This is a genomic window from Cellulomonas denverensis (assembly GCF_012396125.1).
Classification (GTDB): Bacteria; Actinomycetota; Actinomycetes; order Actinomycetales; family Cellulomonadaceae; genus Cellulomonas; species Cellulomonas denverensis.
This window is the reverse complement of the sequence record NZ_JAAXOX010000003.1, coordinates 99843-115967: the sequence shown is the minus strand read 5'-3', so window position 1 is coordinate 115967 and position 16125 is coordinate 99843. Positions and strand designations below refer to the sequence as shown.

The 16125-nt window shown below is 74.3% G+C and carries 17 protein-coding genes; 10 read left to right on the top strand and 7 right to left on the bottom strand.

Annotation, left to right across the window (positions count from 1 at the left end; translation table 11 throughout):
* The gene (locus HGA03_RS07360; RefSeq protein ID WP_345719355.1) at positions 1-1014 is read left to right on the top strand and encodes a LacI family DNA-binding transcriptional regulator; all 1014 of its coding nucleotides are present in this window, start codon (positions 1-3) and stop codon (positions 1012-1014) included.
* 63 nt (positions 1015-1077) lie between these two features.
* On the opposite strand, the gene HGA03_RS07355 is transcribed toward HGA03_RS07360, so the two are convergent.
* A complete protein-coding gene (locus tag HGA03_RS07355) occupies positions 1078-4419 on the bottom strand; it encodes a bifunctional proline dehydrogenase/L-glutamate gamma-semialdehyde dehydrogenase (RefSeq protein ID WP_168629613.1) in 3342 nt (1113 codons plus the stop codon).
* 107 nt (positions 4420-4526) lie between these two features.
* Here HGA03_RS07355 and HGA03_RS07350 point away from each other — a divergent pair, with 107 nt between their 5' ends.
* The 6 genes from HGA03_RS07350 to HGA03_RS07325 all read left to right on the top strand — a co-directional run bounded on the left by HGA03_RS07350 (position 4527) and on the right by HGA03_RS07325 (position 9883).
* Positions 4527-5342 (top strand): AraC family transcriptional regulator, encoded by an 816-nt coding sequence (locus HGA03_RS07350; protein ID WP_168629612.1) that lies wholly within the window; start codon positions 4527-4529, stop codon positions 5340-5342.
* Positions 5339-6118 (top strand): aldo/keto reductase, encoded by a 780-nt coding sequence (locus tag HGA03_RS07345; RefSeq protein ID WP_168629611.1) that lies wholly within the window; start codon positions 5339-5341, stop codon positions 6116-6118. The genes HGA03_RS07350 and HGA03_RS07345 overlap by 4 nt, the downstream gene beginning before the upstream one ends.
* Positions 6115-7053, top strand: coding sequence for a M15 family metallopeptidase (locus HGA03_RS19560; protein WP_168629610.1), 939 nt, complete (start codon positions 6115-6117; stop codon positions 7051-7053). The genes HGA03_RS07345 and HGA03_RS19560 overlap by 4 nt, the downstream gene beginning before the upstream one ends.
* Positions 7054-7148: 95 nt before the next feature.
* Complete coding sequence (locus tag HGA03_RS07335) at positions 7149-8441, top strand: Glu/Leu/Phe/Val family dehydrogenase (RefSeq protein WP_168629609.1); 1293 nt, start codon at positions 7149-7151, stop codon at positions 8439-8441.
* 38 nt (positions 8442-8479) lie between these two features.
* On the top strand, positions 8480-9502 hold the full coding sequence (locus HGA03_RS07330; RefSeq protein ID WP_239073619.1) for an LLM class flavin-dependent oxidoreductase: 1023 nt from the start codon (positions 8480-8482) through the stop codon (positions 9500-9502).
* 30 nt (positions 9503-9532) lie between these two features.
* A complete protein-coding gene (locus HGA03_RS07325; RefSeq protein ID WP_168629608.1) occupies positions 9533-9883 on the top strand; it encodes an META domain-containing protein in 351 nt (116 codons plus the stop codon).
* Positions 9884-9935: 52 nt separating this feature from the next.
* Here HGA03_RS07325 and hemQ read toward each other — a convergent pair whose 3' ends face one another.
* The 4 genes from hemQ to HGA03_RS07305 form a co-directional block, all read right to left on the bottom strand.
* The gene (hemQ, locus tag HGA03_RS07320) at positions 9936-10667 is read right to left on the bottom strand and encodes a hydrogen peroxide-dependent heme synthase (RefSeq protein ID WP_168629607.1); all 732 of its coding nucleotides are present in this window, start codon (positions 10665-10667) and stop codon (positions 9936-9938) included.
* On the bottom strand, positions 10664-11899 hold the full coding sequence (locus HGA03_RS07315) for a ferrochelatase (protein ID WP_373307697.1): 1236 nt from the start codon (positions 11897-11899) through the stop codon (positions 10664-10666). Before HGA03_RS07315 ends, hemQ begins: the two co-directional genes overlap by 4 nt.
* Before the next feature lie 71 nt (positions 11900-11970).
* Positions 11971-12492 (bottom strand): flavodoxin domain-containing protein, encoded by a 522-nt coding sequence (locus tag HGA03_RS07310; RefSeq protein WP_168629605.1) that lies wholly within the window; start codon positions 12490-12492, stop codon positions 11971-11973.
* 126 nt (positions 12493-12618) lie between these two features.
* Positions 12619-13083 (bottom strand): MarR family winged helix-turn-helix transcriptional regulator, encoded by a 465-nt coding sequence (locus tag HGA03_RS07305; RefSeq protein WP_168629604.1) that lies wholly within the window; start codon positions 13081-13083, stop codon positions 12619-12621.
* A 61-nt stretch (positions 13084-13144) separates the two neighbouring features.
* On the opposite strand from HGA03_RS07305, the gene HGA03_RS07300 reads away from it, so the two are divergent.
* Entirely contained in the window at positions 13145-13696 is a 552-nt protein-coding gene (locus HGA03_RS07300; RefSeq protein ID WP_168629603.1) for an NYN domain-containing protein, read from the top strand.
* Here the strand turns inward: HGA03_RS07300 and HGA03_RS07295 are convergent.
* Positions 13693-14079, bottom strand: a complete 387-nt coding sequence (locus HGA03_RS07295; protein WP_168629602.1) for a hypothetical protein — start codon at positions 14077-14079, stop codon at positions 13693-13695. The genes HGA03_RS07300 and HGA03_RS07295 overlap by 4 nt on opposite strands.
* Positions 14080-14208: 129 nt before the next feature.
* Here HGA03_RS07295 and HGA03_RS07290 point away from each other — a divergent pair, with 129 nt between their 5' ends.
* Positions 14209-14781, top strand: a complete 573-nt coding sequence (locus tag HGA03_RS07290) for a DUF1697 domain-containing protein (RefSeq protein ID WP_168629601.1) — start codon at positions 14209-14211, stop codon at positions 14779-14781.
* Between the two features lie 13 nt (positions 14782-14794).
* Positions 14795-15241: an HIT family protein gene (locus HGA03_RS07285; protein ID WP_168629600.1), complete on the top strand. Its 447-nt coding sequence runs from the start codon at positions 14795-14797 to the stop codon at positions 15239-15241.
* On the opposite strand, the gene HGA03_RS07280 is transcribed toward HGA03_RS07285, so the two are convergent.
* The gene (locus HGA03_RS07280) at positions 15238-16056 is read right to left on the bottom strand and encodes an SDR family NAD(P)-dependent oxidoreductase (protein WP_239073617.1); all 819 of its coding nucleotides are present in this window, start codon (positions 16054-16056) and stop codon (positions 15238-15240) included. The genes HGA03_RS07285 and HGA03_RS07280 overlap by 4 nt on opposite strands.
* Between the last annotated feature and the right edge of the window lie 69 nt (positions 16057-16125).

The window sequence follows — 16125 nt, the reverse complement described above, 5'->3', positions numbered from 1 at the left end:
ATGACGCCGCTGCACACCGCGCCGACGCTGGAACAGGTCGCCGAGCGTGCCGGGGTGTCCCGGTCCACCGCGTCCCGCGCGATCAACGGCGGCGACCGGGTCTCGCCCGAGGCGATGGCCTCGGTGGCGGACGCGGTGGCCGCGCTGGGCTACACCCCGAACCGGGCCGCCCGGTCGCTGGTCACCCGGCGCACCGACTCGGTGGCGCTCGTGGTGCCCGAGCCGGACGAGCGGGTGCTCTCCGACCCGTTCTTCGCCGGGGTGCTCAACGGTGTGAGCCTGGCGCTGTCCGACTCCGACCTGCAGCTGCTGCTGCTGATCGCGCGGCCGGACGACGCCGCCCGCACGGTGCGCTACCTGCGGGCCGGGCACGTGGACGGCGCGATCATCGTCTCCCACCACCGGGACGACGCCATCGACCGGGCACTGGAGGACTCCGGCCTGCCGACCGTGTTCATGGGCCGCCCGTTCACCACCCGCCGCCAGCTCTCGCTGATCGACACCGACAACGTCGGCGGCGCGCGGCTGGCCACCGAGCACCTGGTCCGCACCGGTCGCCGCCGGATCGCCACCATCACCGGCCCGGCCGACATGAGCGCGGGCATCGACCGGCTGGAGGGCTGGCGGCAGGCACTGCACGCCGCCGGGCTGGCGGACGACGCGGTGGTGATCGGCGACTTCACGCTGGATGGGGGTGCCACCGCCGCCCGCGAGCTGGTGGAGCGGTTCCCGGACGCCGACGGGGTGTTCATCGCCTCGGACCTGATGGCCGCCGGTGCGGTGCCGGTGCTGACCGCCGCCGGGCGCAGCATCCCGGACGACCTGGGGGTGGTCGGCTACGACAACAGCGGGATGGCGGTCACCACCAAGCCGACGCTGACCACGATCACCCAGCCGGTGGTGGCGATGGCCCGGGCGGCGGGCGCCGAACTGATCGCCCAGCTGCGTGGCGAGCCGGCCCGTACGGTGCCGATGATCTTCGAGCCGGAGCTGGTGGTGCGCGACTCGGCCTGAGCTGCCCCGCCCGTGACGAAGGGCCGGACCCCGCGCGTGGGGTCCGGCCCTTCGTCGTGCGGCTCAGCGGGTGGGGTCGATGTGCCCGAACCGGTGCCGGGTCCGGCTAACCGCCTGCTCGCGCAGCACGGTGAGCAGCTCGCGCTCACCCGAGGCCAGCACCGGGCCGTCCAGGATCGTGACCTCACCGGCCCGGGCGGCCGCGGCGGCGCGCAGCCCGGGGGCGGTGCCGACCACCCGGATCCGGCCGGAGACCGCGCCCTCGGCGACCCGGCGGTCGAAGTCGCCGTCCTGGTCGACCCGGGACACGATCACCGGCACCCCGGCGGTGCGGGCGGCGGCCAGCACCCGGCGCAGGTCCCGCTCCCGGGCGTCGGCGCCGACCCGGACGGTCAGCTGCGGCACCGGGCGGTGCCGGAGGGTGTTCTCCTCCGCGGCCAGGCCGGTCGGGTCCTGGTCGATGCCGTACTGCTCGGCCCACACCCGGGCGTCGTCCCGCACCGCCCAGGCCAACCAGGCGTCGTCGTCCAGCCCGGCGACCTCCGGGTCGTCCTGCCAGCGGCCGAGCTGGGCCACGTAGTGCGGGCCACCGGCCTTGGCGCCGGGTCCGACCACGGACGCCTTCCAGCCGCCGAAGGGCTGGCGCTGCACCACCGCGCCGGTGATGTGCCGGTTGAGGTAGGCGTTGCCGACCTGCACCCGGTCCAGCCAGTAGTCGATCTCCGCCGGGTCGAGGGAGTGCAGGCCGCCGGTCAGGCCGAGTGCGACGTCGTTCTGCACCGCGAGCGCCTCGTCCAGGGTGTCCACCCGGATGATCCCGAGCACCGGGCCGAAGCACTCGGTCTGGTGGAACCACGAGCCGGGGTGGGTGAGCTTGACGCCCGGAGTCCAGGACCGGCCCGCCTGATCCAGCTGCCGGGGCCGGACCAGCCAGCTCTCCCCCTCGTCCAGCGTGGTGAGCGCCCGCAGCAGCTTGCCCTGGGCCGGCTCGATCAGCGGGCCCATCGTGGTGCCGAGGTCGTCGGCCGGACCGACCCGCAGCGAGGTCACCGCGTCGGCGAGCTGGCGGCGCAGCCGGTCCGAGCGGCCGGCCGACCCGACCAGGATCGCCAGCGAGGCGGCCGAGCACTTCTGACCGGCGTGGCCGAAGGCGGAGCGCACCAGGTCGGCCACCGCCAGGTCGACATCCGCCGACGGCGTGATGACCAGCGCGTTCTTGCCGGAGGTCTCGGCCATCACCTCCAGCTCGGGGCGCCACCCGGTGAACAGCCGGGCGGTCTCCAGGGCGCCGGTGAGCAGCAGCCGGTCCACCCCGGAGTGGGTGATCAGGTGCCGGCCGGTCTCGCCCTCGTCGGTGAGCACCACCTGCACCGCGTCCTCGGTGACCTGGTGGGCGTCCAGCGCGCGCTGCACCGCGGCCATCGCCACCCGGACACAGCGCGGGGTCTGCGGCGCGGGCTTGATCACCACCGGCGACCCGGCCGCGAGCGCCGCCAGCACCGAGCCGGTCGGGATCGCCACCGGGAAGTTCCACGGCGGTGTGACCAGGGTGACGCCCTCCGGCCGGAACCGGGCGCCCGGCACCGCACCGTCGGCCAGGTCCAGCGCCCGGTCGGCGTAGTACCGGGCGAAGTCGATCGCCTCGCTGACCTCCGGGTCGGCCTCGGCGACGGTCTTGCCGCCCTCGTGCACCATGGTGGCGACCAGGTCGCCGCGGACCGCCTCCAGCTCGGCGGCGGCCCGGCGCAGCACCGCGGCGCGCTCGGCGGGGGTGCGGGCGGACCAGGCGGGGGCGGCGGCCCGGGCCCGGTCGATCACCCGGTCCACCTGCTCCGGGCTGGTCAGCTCCTGCGCGCCGTCAGGCGCGGGCACGTCCCGGGCGACCAGGGCGGCGGCCCAGTCCCGGGAGGCGGCGACCGCGGGGTCGGTGTCCGAGGCGTTGTGGAACGGCCCCGGGTCGGCGGTGAGGTCGACCGGCGGGCGCGGGATCCGGCGCGGCTCGGTGCTCACGGTGGCGGCCTCGGCGACCGCGGCGCGGAAGGCGGCGAGCTGGGCGTCCAGGCCGGTGCCGGTGGGGGCCGCGGGCGTGGCGTCCTCCCCCGCGAACAGGGCGTGCAGGAAGTTCTCCGGCGCGGCGTTCTCCTCCAGCCGGCGCACCAGGTAGGAGATCGCCACGTCGAAGTCGTCCTTGGCCACCACCGGGGTGTAGAGCAGCACCTGCCCGGTGTCCCGCTGCACCGCCCGGGACTGGGCCGGGGCCATGCCCTGCAACATCTCGATGTCGACCCCGTCGGTGACGCCGCGCTGCTCGGCGAGCAGGTGGGCGTAGGCGACGTGGAACAGGTTGTGGCTGGCGATGCCGACCCGCAGCGCGCCGATCCGGGCCGGGTCCAGGGCGGTGTGCACCAGGCGCAGGTAGTGCGCGTCCACCGCGGGCTTGCCGGTGTACGGCGCCTGCGGCCAGTCGTGCAGCTCGGCCTCGACCCGCTCCATCGCCAGGTTCGCGCCCTTGACCAGGCGGACCTTGAGCGGAGCACCGCCGTCGGCGGTGCGGCGCCGGGCGATCTCGGTCAGCTCCTCCAGGGCGGCCGAGGTGTCCGGCAGGTAGGCCTGCAGCACGATGCCGGCCCGGTAGTCCCGCAGTTCGGGGTCGGACAGCAGCTCGTCGAAGACCCGGATCGTCATCTCCAGGTCGCGGTACTCCTCCATGTCCAGGTTGAGGAAGGTGCCGTGGGCGGCGGCCACCCGGTACAGCGGGCGCAACCGCTCGACCACCCGGTGCACCGACCCGGCGGTGTCCCAGGTCGACAGCTGGCTGGCCACCGCGGACACCTTGACCGACACGTAGTCGACATCCTCGCGCACCACCAGGTCCTGCACCCGGCGCAGCCGGCGCTGTGCCTCGTCCTCGCCCAGCACCGCCTCGCCGAGCAGGTTGAGGTTGAGCCGGAAGCCGTCCCGGCGGGCGCGGGCGATGTGACCGGTCAGGCCGGGTCCGGCGTCGGCGACCAGGTGCCCGACCAGCTGCCGCAGCCGGATCCGGGCGGCGGGCACCACGACCTGGGGCAGCAGCGGCGCCATCCGGGAGCCCAGGGCGAGCAGCCCGCGGTCGGCGGTGCCGAGGAACCCGCGGGCGTCCGCGGCCCGGTCGCCGAGCTCCACCAGCTCCTGCGCGGCCACCCGGACGTCCTCGGGCCGGGCCACCCGGTCCACGAACCGGACGGCCAGCTCCAGGCCGGCCGGGTCGGCGACCAGGGCGGCCAGTCGTTCGGTGGCGCGCCGCTCGGCGGGGGTGGCATCGGCCTCGGTGGCGGCGGTCCAGCGGGCGGCGAGCTCGATCGCGCGCTCGACCAGCTCGGGCTGCGGCGGCACGGTCGGTGCTGCCGGATGGGGGGTCGTCGTCATGGCGTGATCGTCCCTGCCCTCCCCCGGTCACGTCTTGCACCGATCCGTGCTCCCCGCGCCGGGATCTGACACCGCGACATCTCCTGACCGCCTACGCTGCCCGGATCATGTCCCACCGTCCACCCGCCGCCACCTCGGCCCTGCTGCGCGCCCTGAGCCCCGCCCTGCTGACCATGACCGAGGATCTGACCGGCACCATGTTCTGCGCCAAGGACGTCGAGGGCCACTACGTGCTGGTCAACGACGCCTTCGTCCGCCGGACCAACGAGCGGTCCCGGCGGGCGGTGGTGGGCCGGACCGCCGACCAGCTGTTCGAGCCGATGCTGGCGGCGCGCTACGACGAGCAGGACCGCGAGGTGCTGGAGCAGGGCCGCGAACTGCGCCGGGAGCTGGAGCTGATCCGGCGTCCCGGCGGCACCCCCGGCTGGTACCTGACCTCCAAGGCGCCGGTGCGGGCCGAGGACGGCACGGTGGTCGGGCTGGTGTCGATCTCCCAGGCATTGCGCGGCCAGGACGCCGACCCGGAGACGGTCGCCTCGCTGACCCGGGTGGCCACCCTGGTCCGGGAGCGGATCGCCCACCCGCCGACGGTGGCCGAGCTGGCCGCGGCCGCCGGGTGCTCGCCTGCCACCCTGGACCGGCGGCTGCGCCGGGTGTTCGCCCTGTCACCGCAGCAGTACGTGCTGCGGGCCCGGGTGGACCACGCCGCGGCGCTGCTCGGCGGCAGCACCCTGCCGGTGGCCGAGGTGGCCCGGGCGGCCGGCTTCTACGACCAGGCCTCCTTCACCCGCACCTTCGGCCGGCTCACCGGGGAGACCCCCGCCCAGTTCCGGCGCGCCGCCCGCGATGCCGGCGACGGGCAACCGGCCACCGGCGGTCTCCCCTGGCCGTCCCCGCCGGACCGGGACACGATGGGGGCATGACCGCACCATCGATTCCCACCATCCCGCTGCCCCACGGCCGGATGCCCCTGCTCGGGCTGGGCACCTGGCAGTCCGAGGGCGACGACGCCGAGCGCGCCGTGATCACCGCCCTGGAGCTCGGGTACACCCACATCGACACCGCCACCGGTTACGGCAACCAGGCCCAGGTCGGCCGGGCGCTGGCCGCGGTCGGCATCGACCGGGACAGCGTCTTCGTCACCACCAAGCTGCCGCCGGACCACGCCGGCCGCGAGCGCCAGACCCTGGCCGAGTCGCTGGCCGAGCTGGGCACCGACCACCTGGACCTGTGGCTGGTGCACTGGCCGCCGAACCGGCAGGCCACCCCGGAGACCTGGCGGGAGTTCATCGCCGCCCGGGACGAGGGCCTGGTGCGCGACATCGGGGTGTCCAACTACTCGATCGCCCAGATCGACGAGCTGATCGCCGCCACCGGCGAGGCCCCGGCGGTGAACCAGATCCCGTGGAGCCCCACCGACTGGGACGCCGACCTGGTCGCCGCCCACGCCGAGCGCGGGGTGAAGCTGGAGGGCTACAGCCCGTTCAAGCGGACCGACATGTCCGCCCCGGTGCTGACCGAGATCGCCCGGGCGCACGGCGTCAGCCCGCAGCAGGTGGTGCTGCGCTGGCACATCGACCACGGCATCGTCGTGATCCCCAAGTCCGTGCACCGGGAGCGGATCGAGTCGAATCTGGACGTGCTGGGCTTCCAGCTCTCGGCCGACGAGCTCGCCCGGATCGACGCCCTCGGACAGTGACCCATGCCGTCGAGGGCCCGGTCCACCACCGGCGCCGTGCCCGATTGATCGCCGCGTCGGTGGCGGTGGCCCTGGTCGCCACCGCCGCCGTCGCCGGCGCCCTGGTGCTGCGCCCGGACCCGGACCCGGTGCCGGTGGCCCTCGACCTGACCGACCTGAGCGCGGACGAGCCGGAGTTCCTGGCCGTCCGGGAGCGGATCACCGCGCAGGAGACCTCCCGGCAGGTGCGCGAGCGCAGTGCCGCCGAGCGCGCCGCGGCGGAGCAGGCGGCAGCACAGGCTGCCCAGGCCGCGGCGGACCAGGCGGCGGCAGACCAGGCGGCAGCGGCGGCGGCGGAGAAGGAGGCCGCCGACCGGGCCGCCGCGCAGGCCGCCGCGGAGCCGGCCGGTGAGGCACCCCCGCCCGGCGCCCCGAGCCACCCCCGGATCGCAGGCTGGGTGGACGGCCGCCCGGTCGACTCCGCCGGCAACGTGCTGTGGGTGACCTCGGTGCCGACCGCCGGCGGCGACGGGTCCAACGGCCACATGCCGATGTCGGCGATGTGCGCGATCGGCTGGGGCACCGACCAGCTCGGCTTCACCCAGTACCTGCGCTGCGACGCCGCGGACGCCCTCACCCGGCTGAACGACGCCTACCGGGCGGTCTTCGGTGCCTCGCTCGACCTGGACCTGACGTACCGGTCGTACCAGGACCAGGTGGCGATGAAGGCGGCACTGGGTGGGCTGGCCGCCACCCCGGGCACCTCCAGCCACGGCCTCGGGCTGGCGCTGGACGTGCAGGAGTGGCCGCAGACGTACGGCTTCGGCACCGAGCGCTACACCTGGCTGGTCCAGAACGGCCCCAGCTACGGCTGGTACGCCCCGCAGCGGGTCCGCGAGGGCCAGCCCTATGCCGAGTACTGGCACTTCGAATACGAACCGGGTCGCACCAGCTGATCGGTGTGGCACAGTGACCTGCGTCCGGCGGTCTTCCGTCGACGGCGGTGCGACGAGGCTCCGCCCGGGACCGCCACCCGCCCAGGAGGCACCGCATGACCGCCCTTGAGCCGCACACCCCCGCGGCACCGGACCCCACCCACCCCCGCGTCTCGCCGTTGGATACGGCCCAGGACCAGCTCAGTTCCGCCGTCCGGCTGCTCGGCTACGACGAGGGCCTGCACCGGATGCTGGCCACCCCGCGCCGGGAGATGCACGTGGCGGTGCCGTTGCGCCGCGACGACGGCAGCATCGAACTGCTGGCCGGGTACCGGGTGCAGCACAACATTTCCCGCGGACCGGGAAAGGGCGGCCTGCGCTACGCGCCCGGGGTGGACATCGACGAGGTGCGCGCCCTGGCGATGTGGATGACCTGGAAGTGCGCGGTGGCCGACCTGCCCTACGGCGGGGCGAAGGGTGGCGTGGCGATCGACCCGCGCGGCTACTCCCAGGCCGAGCTGGAGCGGGTGACCCGGCGGTACACCTCGGAGCTGATGCCGCTGATCGGGCCGGGGCAGGACATCATGGCCCCGGACGTCGGCACCACCGAGCAGACCATGAGCTGGGTGATGGACACGTACTCGGTGAACACCGGCTTCACCACCCCCGCGGTGGTCACCGGCAAGCCGCTGGCGGTGGGCGGTTCGCTCGGCCGGGCCACCGCGACCTCCCGCGGCGTGGTGCACGCGGCGGAGGCGGCGCTGGCGGAGGCCGGCACCGGGCTGCCCGAGGTGACCTGCGCGGTGCAGGGCTTCGGCAAGGTCGGGTCGCACGCGGCGCGGTTCCTGGCCGACGGTGGCGCCCGGGTGGTCGCGGTCAGCGACGAGAACGGTGGCGTGCAGGCGGCCGAGGGCCTGGACATGGCCGCACTGCAGCGGCACGTGGCCGAGACCGGGACGGTGGTCGGCTTCGCCCAGGCCGACCCGATCGCCGGCGACGAGCTGCTCGCGCTGGACGTGGACGTGCTGGTGCCCGCGGCGGTGGAGAACGTGCTGGATGCCGACACCGCGACCCGGGTGAAGGCCCGCTGGGTGGTGGAGGGCGCGAACGGCCCGACCACCTCCGAGGGCGACCGGGTGCTGGCCGAGCGCGGGATCACCGTGGTGCCGGACATCCTGGCCAACGCCGGTGGCGTGGTGGTCTCCTACTTCGAGTGGGTGCAGGCCAACCAGGCGTACTGGTGGACCGAGGCCGAGATCGCGGAGAAGCTGGCGCACCGGATGCGCACCGCGTACCAGGCGGTCGCCACCCGGGCCCGGGCGGACGGGATCAGCCTGCGGGACGCCGCGCTGGTGATCGGGGTCAGCCGGGTGGCCGAGGCACACCAGCTGCGCGGGCTGTACCCCTGATCGGGAAGTCCTGACGGCAGGGGGACGTTGCGGCTGAGGTGACCGATCAGCGCACCGTCCCCCTGTCCGTGCTCGACCTGTCCGGTGTCGGCACCGGGCGCACCAGCTCCCAGGCCCTGGCCGACTCCACCGACCTGGCCCGCGCCGCCGACCGGCTGGGCTTCCACCGGTTCTGGGTGGCCGAGCACCACTCGATGCCGGCGGTGGCCTCCACCTCCCCGGCCGTGCTGTTGGCCCACCTGGGCGCGCACACCGAGCGGATCCGGCTCGGCTCCGGCGGTGTGATGCTGCCGAACCACCCCTCGCTGGTGGTGGCCGAGCAGTTCGCGATGCTGGAGGCGCTGCACCCGGGCCGGATCGACCTGGGCATCGGCCGGGCGCCCGGCGCGGACCCGATGACCGCCGCCGCACTGCACCGGACCGGGGAGGAGGACTTCCCGGCCGAACTGGTGGACGTGCTGACCCTGCTGGGTCAGCCGCCGGCCGGCCTGGCCCCGAGCCCGGCCGCCACCCGGTTGATCGCGACCCCCGCGGCCACCGGCACCCCACAGGTCTGGCTGCTCGGCTCCAGCCTGTACAGCGCGCAGCTCGCCGCCCGGCTCGGGTTGGCCTTCAGCTACGCGCACCACTTCAACACCGGCCTGACCGAGCAGGCGGCGCAGGCCTACCGCAGCGGCTTCCAGCCGTCGGCGGTGCTGGACCGGCCGCGGTTCATGGTGTCGTCCTCGGTGATCGTCGCCGATTCCGACCAGCGGGCGGCGTGGCTGTCCGGGCCGAGCCGGGTGATGATGCTCCGGCTGCGCACCCGAGGCCCGCTTGGCCCGGTGGTCACTCCGGAGGAGGCCGAGCAACTGCTGGACACTCTGGCCGCGGACCCGGACGGCCGGGCGATCATGGCGCAGATCCCGGGCACCCAGATCGCCACCACCGCCGACCGCGCGGTGGCCGAGCTGCGCGCACTGGTGGACCGGGTGGCCGCCGACGAGCTGATGCTCACCGCCACCACCTACGACGTGGCCGACCGGATCCGCACCCTGGAGGAGATCGCCGCGCTGTGGTGACCCGCCGCCTGCGATGACATCATCGGCGCCATGGACGAGGTCGTCGGTCGCAGCTGGATGGTCACGGATCTGTCCGGGGAGGCGGTCGGCGACCGGCCACCCACCCTGCACTTCGAGCAGGACGGGCAGGTCTACGGCACCGGCGGGGTGAACCGGGTGCGCGGCACCTGGACCCTCACCGAGGGCCGGCTGACCTTCGGGCCGATGGTGGCGACGCTGATGGCCGGGCCGCCGGAGCGGATGGCGGTGGAGCGCGCGGTGCTCGGCCTGCTCAGCGGACCGCTGACCGTGACGGTGGCCGAGGACGAGCTGCTGCTGTCCGCCGAGGACGGCCGGACCGCCCGGCTGGTGCCCGCGCCGCCGGAGTCCGAACTGCTCTGAGACAGCACGAACGCCCCGGGAGATCGTCCTCCCGGGGCGTTCGTCGCGTCCGTCAGGCGCGGGGCTGGCGCTCCACCCACTCGGCGAGCTCGACCCGGGGACCGGTGAAGAACGGGGTCTCCTCGCGCACGTGCAGCCGGGCGCCGGTGGCGCGCAGGTCACGCATCAGGTCGACGATCCGGTGCAGCTCGTCCGCCTCGAAGCCGAGGATCCACTCGTAGTCGCCCAGCGCGAAGGACGCCAGGGTGTTGGCCCGCACGTCGGCGTAGTCCCGGGCGGCGTGCCCGTGCTCGCGCAGCAGTTCCCGGCGCTCGGCATCCGGCAGCACGTACCACTCGTAGGACCGCACGAACGGATACACGCACAGGTAGCCGCGCGGCTCCTCCCCCGCCAGGAACGCCGGCACGTGGCCCCGGTTGAACTCCGCGGGCCGGTGCATCGCCACCACGGACCAGACCGGCACCAGGTGGGCGCCCAGGTCGCTGGCGCGGAGCCGGTGGTAGGCCTCCTGCACCGACTCCACGGTCGGGCCGTGCCACCAGACCATCAGGTCGGCGTCGGCCCGGAGCCCGGCGACGTCGTACCAGCCGCGGACCACCAGGTCCTCGGGGCGGTCGTCGCCGGTGAGGGTGGCGAGCACGTCGGCGGCCATCCGGGAGCGCTCGTCACCGGCCGGCAGCGGGCTCGCGACCTCGAAGACCGCGTACATCGCGTAGCGGATCGAGGAGTTGATCTGGTCGGCGACCTCGGGGGTGTGGCCTCCGGCCACGGGGGTGCTGCTCATGGTGCTGTCGTCTCCTCCGGTGTGGCGCAGCCCGCGTCGTCGCAGGCGGGGGAATCGGATCCGGCGATCGCGGGGATGCCGGTGTCCTGGCCGGCGCGCTGGAAGCAGCAGCCGGTGGCGCAGCGGTCGGGCCAGGGGCCGAGCTCGCCGGTGGTGACCACCTCGGCGTCCTCGCCCCGCTCCCGGGCGGCGCGCTCGACGATCATGTCGACCAGGCCGGAGACGAACGGCGCCCGGGTGGAGGCCGACCCGGCGCGCACCGCGGTGATGCCCAGGTCGGCGGCGGTGGCCATCGCCTCGGTGTCGAGGTCGAAGGCGACCTCCATGTGGTCGGAGACGAAGCCGATCGGGGACATCACCACGGCGGTGACGCCCGCGCCGGCCCGCTCGGTCAGCACGTCGTTGATGTCGGGCTCCAGCCAGGGCTGCTGCGGCGGCCCGGAGCGGGAGCAGAACGCCAGGTCGAACTCCGGCGCGGCGCCCAGCCGCTCGGCGACCAGCCCGGCCACCTCGCGGGCGACCTCCTGGTGCTGGGTCAGGTACGACGGCCGGCGGGCACCGGAGCCCGCCTCCATCGCCAGCGGGATCGCGTGCGTGACGAACAGCAGCGGGGCCTCGGCCAGCAGCGCGGTCACCGGGCGGCCGGTGCGCTCGGCCAGATCGAGGTACGCCTCGGTCACCGCGTCGGCGTTCGCCTGCACGAAGCCGGGGTTGTTGAAGTAGTGCCGGAGCTTGTCCACCCGGATACCCGCGGTGCCGAGGTCGCCGGTGGGGTCCTCGGTGGCGTCCGCGCCCAGCCCGCGCAGGGCGGCGGCCACGTGCTCGCGGTACTGCCGGCAGCCGGAGTACGAGCCGTAGGCACTGGTCACCACGGCCAGCACCCGGTGGTGACCCTGCTCGCGCAGCGCCTCCAGCGCGCCCTCGGTGTACGGGTCCCAGTTCCGGTTGCCCCAGGCGATCGGCACGTCGATCCCGCGGGCGTCCAGCTCCTCGCCGAGCGCGGCGATCAGGGCGCGGTTCTGGTCGTTGATCGGGCTCTTGCCGCCGAACAGCGCGTAGTGCTGGCTGACCTCGACCAGCCGCTCCTCGGGGATGCCCTTGCCGCGGGTCACGTTCCGCATGAACGGCAGGACGTCGGCAGGCTGCTCCGGGCCACCGAAGGACAACAGGATCACGGCGTCGTACGGGGCGAGCGACGACGTCGTCGGGAGAACGGAAGTCACGCCCTGCATCATGCCATCTTGAACAGTTCCAGAATGGCGATCACGGACCCCTCCCGCCGTGACGTTGTCCTGACGCGGCGTCAGTTCCCGGGCGCCACCGGCGTGCGCTGCGGCATTGCGGCGAGCTCGTCGGCGATCTCCCGCGCCCAGGCGGCGACCGCCTCGAAGTCGCGGTGGTCACCCTCCTTCGCGCGGGCCCCGGCGATCAGGGCGCGCTCGGCGAAGGCCAGCTCGCTGCGCAGCAACCGGCCGGCGAAGGACCGGTGCCCGAGCGCGCCGACCCGCTCCCGCAGGGCCATCAGCTCGTGCGGGGAGTTCGCCGAGGCCGCCGGCTGGGTGGCCAGGCCGGAGGAGAACACCCACACCCGGCGGTGCCGCAGCTCCTCCTCCCAGCGACGGGCGAAGTCGCGGGCGGCGGGCAACCAGTGCGCGGTGTACACCGCGGAACCGAGCACCACCACGTCCACGTCGTCCAGGCTGGTGACGTCCTCGGGCGCGACCTCGCGGACGTCGTGCCCGGCCTCGGCCAGCACGCGGCCGATCGCCGAACCGATCTCGGCGGTGGCGCCATGACGCGAGGCCACCGTGACCAAGACTCGCATGGGGTCCCTCCTGCGGCTGAGACGAAGCGGGGCGTGATGTGCACCCGATCGATCCATGGTCCGTGCCCGTTCCGGGCGGTTCGTGGGCCGGAGGTCCCCGATCGTCCCGGAGCGGCGTGGCGCCGGTCACTCCCGGCGCAGATCACCGATCCCGGCCTGGGCCGACCGTAGTGCGCCGGTCAGTTCGCGCAACTGCTGCAGCCGCCGATCGTCCAGCGCGCCACCGACGTAGTGCGCGATCGCCTCCACGTGCCGGCGCCCGACCTCGCGCTGCAGCTCCGCGCCGTCCTCGGTCAGCCCGACCAGCACGCCGCGCCCGTCCTCCGGCGCCCGGTCCCGGCGCACCCAGCCCGCCGCCTCCAGCCGCTCCACCATCCGGCTCAGGCTCGGCTGGCTCAACAGGCTGTACTCGGCCAGCTCCCGCAGCCGCAGTCGGTGGCCGGGCGCGGTGGACAGGGTGAACAGCAGGTCGTACTCCCGCAGCGAGATCCGGTCCCAGATCGGGTCGCGCTGCAACCGGCGCATGATCGCCACCTGGGTGCGGAACAGTTCCTCCCAGGCCTCGGCCGCCAGCCGTGCGTCGCCGGTCATCGTCGTCCTCTCGGTCGGGGTCAGCCGCCTCATTGTGGCCGACCGCCCGTACGCTGAGCCCATGCGGAGCACCTACCTCCTGGTCGACGGCGAGAACATCGACGCCACGCTCGGATCCTCGATCCTCAACGGGCGGCCGACGCCGGAGCAGCGGCCACGGTGGGAGCGGGTGCTCGACTTCGCCCAGCGCACCTGGGGCCAGGAGACCAAGGGCCTGTTCTTCCTCAACGCCACCAGCGGCACGCTGCCGATGTCCTTCGTCCAGGCGCTGCTGGCGATCGGGTTCCAGCCGATCCCGCTGGCCGGTGAGGGCAAGGTCGTCGACATCGGCATCAAGCGCACCCTGGCCGCCCTGGCCGAGCGCGAGGGCGACGTGCTGCTGGCCTCGCACGACGGCGACTTCGCCCCCGAGATGGAGGCGCTGCTCGACGACGACGACCGGCGGGTCGGCCTGCTCGCCTTCCGCGAGTTCACCAGCAACCAGCTGTCGCACCTGGTCGAGGACGGGCTGGAGACCTTCGACCTGGAGACCGACGTCAAGGCGTTCAACGTCACGCTGCCCCGGCTGCGGATCATCCCCCTGGAGGAGTTCGACCCGCTGCGCTACCTCTAGTCGAACAGGCTCGTGCTCATCGTGAGCCCGAGCCCGACCAGATGGGTGATCAGCGCGTAGCCGCACACCCCGGTGGCGAGCGCACCCAGCACGCGTGCCCGGGTCGACCGGGGACCGATCAGTGCGCTGAGCCCGAGCCCGAGCCCGGCCCCGGCCAGCGCCAGCGCGAGCACCGTCCACGCGGAGTCCAGGAAGTTCACCACCCGGAACTGATCCATCGAGCCCTGTGACGATGCGGTGTACACCATCCAGTGGGTGATCACCCTGACCACCGACCCCAGCACCACCACGGCACCGGCCAGGCAGACGGCGACCATGCCGCGCTGTTCGGCGCCGCGGGACGAGGGGGGCAGGGCGGCATGGGGAACGGGTGGCGGGAACATGCGGGGCTCCTGTCGGCGGGTGTCGATCGCACGCTAACCACGGCGGGCACCCGCGGCGGACCGGTCTGGGTGGACATCCGCCCCGGCTGAGCGCTGGACCTCGGGCCGGCTAGGGGGCACAGTGCCGGGATGACCGGACAGCTCGCCGAGGACACCCCCGTGGTCGCCCTGCTGCAGGCGGTGAACCTCGGCCGCTACGGCATGGTGCCGATGCCCCGGCTGCGCGAGGTGACCGCCGCCCTCGGCCACCGCGACGTCGGCACCTGGCTGGCCACCGGGAACCTGCTGCTGCGACCGCGGGCCGGCTGGTCCGGCACCCGCGCCGACCTGGTCACCGAGCTGACCGACCACCTGCGCGCGGAGTTGGACCTGCCGCTCGGCCTGGTGCTGCGCACCGCCGCCCAGATGGACGCCGTGGTCGCGGCCAACCCGTACCCGCAGGCCGCCGCCGAACGCCCGTCCCGGCTGGTGGTGATGTTCTACGACGGCCCGGTCACCGCGGGGGTCCCGGACCTGAGCGCCTACGGCCCGGAGGCGACCACCTTCCACGGCGAGGAGGGCTACATCGACTACACCGACGGCATCGGCACCTCCCGGCTGACCGGCAAGGTGCTGGACCGCACCGCCGGGGCCAAGGGGTCGGGCCGGAACTGGAACACCGTCCTGAAGGTCACCCGCAAGCTGCACGACCTGGGCGGCTGAGTACCGTGGCCGCATGAGCACCCTGTTCACCCGCATCATCGACGGCGAGATCCCGGGCCGGTTCGTCTGGGCCGACGACCGCTGCGTCGCCTTCGCCACCATCGCGCCGATCACCGACGGCCATGTGCTGGTGGTGCCCCGGCAGGAGGTCGCCCGGTTCACCGATGCCGACGACGACCTGCTCGCGCACCTGATGCGGGTGGCCAAGATCGTCGGCACCGCCCAGCAGCAGGCCTTCGACGCCCCGCGGGCCGCGCTCCTGGTCGCCGGCTTCGAGGTGCCGCACCTGCACCTGCACGTGCTGCCGGCCTGGGGCGAGCAGCAGCTCAGCTTCGACCACGCCCGGCACGACCTGCCCGCCGAGCAGCTGGACGCGGCGGCCGAGCGACTGCGGGCGGAGCTCCGGGCGGGCGGTCACGGCGGGAACGTCCCGGCCCAGCTCGGCTCGGCGGCGCTCTAGGCCACCGGGTCGTCCTCGCCCCAGGCCGCCAGGCGCAGGGTGCGGGCGTCCCGGTCGCGGATCTGCTCCGCGTGGGCCAGCAGGCTGTCGACGGTGTCGGTGCCGGCCCGGACGAACCGGCCGGAGAGCGCGTCCAGCCGGCCGGAGCCGAAGGCGTCGATCAGCTCGACGCTGGCCGACACCGGCGTCCACTGCTCGCGGCCGTCGTGCAGCGGCATCGCCTGGGTCATGTCGGTGACCACCACCCCCGGTGCCAGGTCGAGCACCGTCACGCCGCGGTCGGCGTACTGCGCGTTGATCATGGTGGTCAGCCGGGCCAGCGCGCCCTTGCTGATCCCGTAGCCGGTGTACACCCCGGACGGCCGGTGGCCGGAACCGGAGTTGATGTTGACCACGTGTCCGCTGCCCCGGGCCAGCATCCCCGGCAGCACGGCGTGGCTGACCAGCAGCGGGCCGCGCACGTTGGTCTCGATCACCCGCCAGACGTCCTCGACGTCGTCGGCGGCCAGGTCGGTCTCCTGCCGCTCGATCACCCCGGCGTTGTTCACCACCAGGCCGATCCCACCGGGCAGTCCGTCCTCGGCGGCAGCGACCGCGGCCGAGACCTGGGCGGTGTCGGTCACGTCCGCGGGCAGGGTCAGCACGGTGCGGCCCGGGTGGGCGGCGCGGATCTCGGCGGCGACCGCGTCCAGGTGCTCGGGGGTGCGGCCGACCAGGGCCAGCTCCCAGCCGGTGGCGGCCAGGCCGAGGGCGATCCCCCGGCCGATCCCCCGGCCGGCGCCGGTGACGAGTGCGGTGCGCGGTGCGGTGCTCATGGCGCCCATCGTCGCATCCGGGTGCGACTCCGGCGCAGGTGGGCATACTGGCCGGACCGGGCGCGTTGC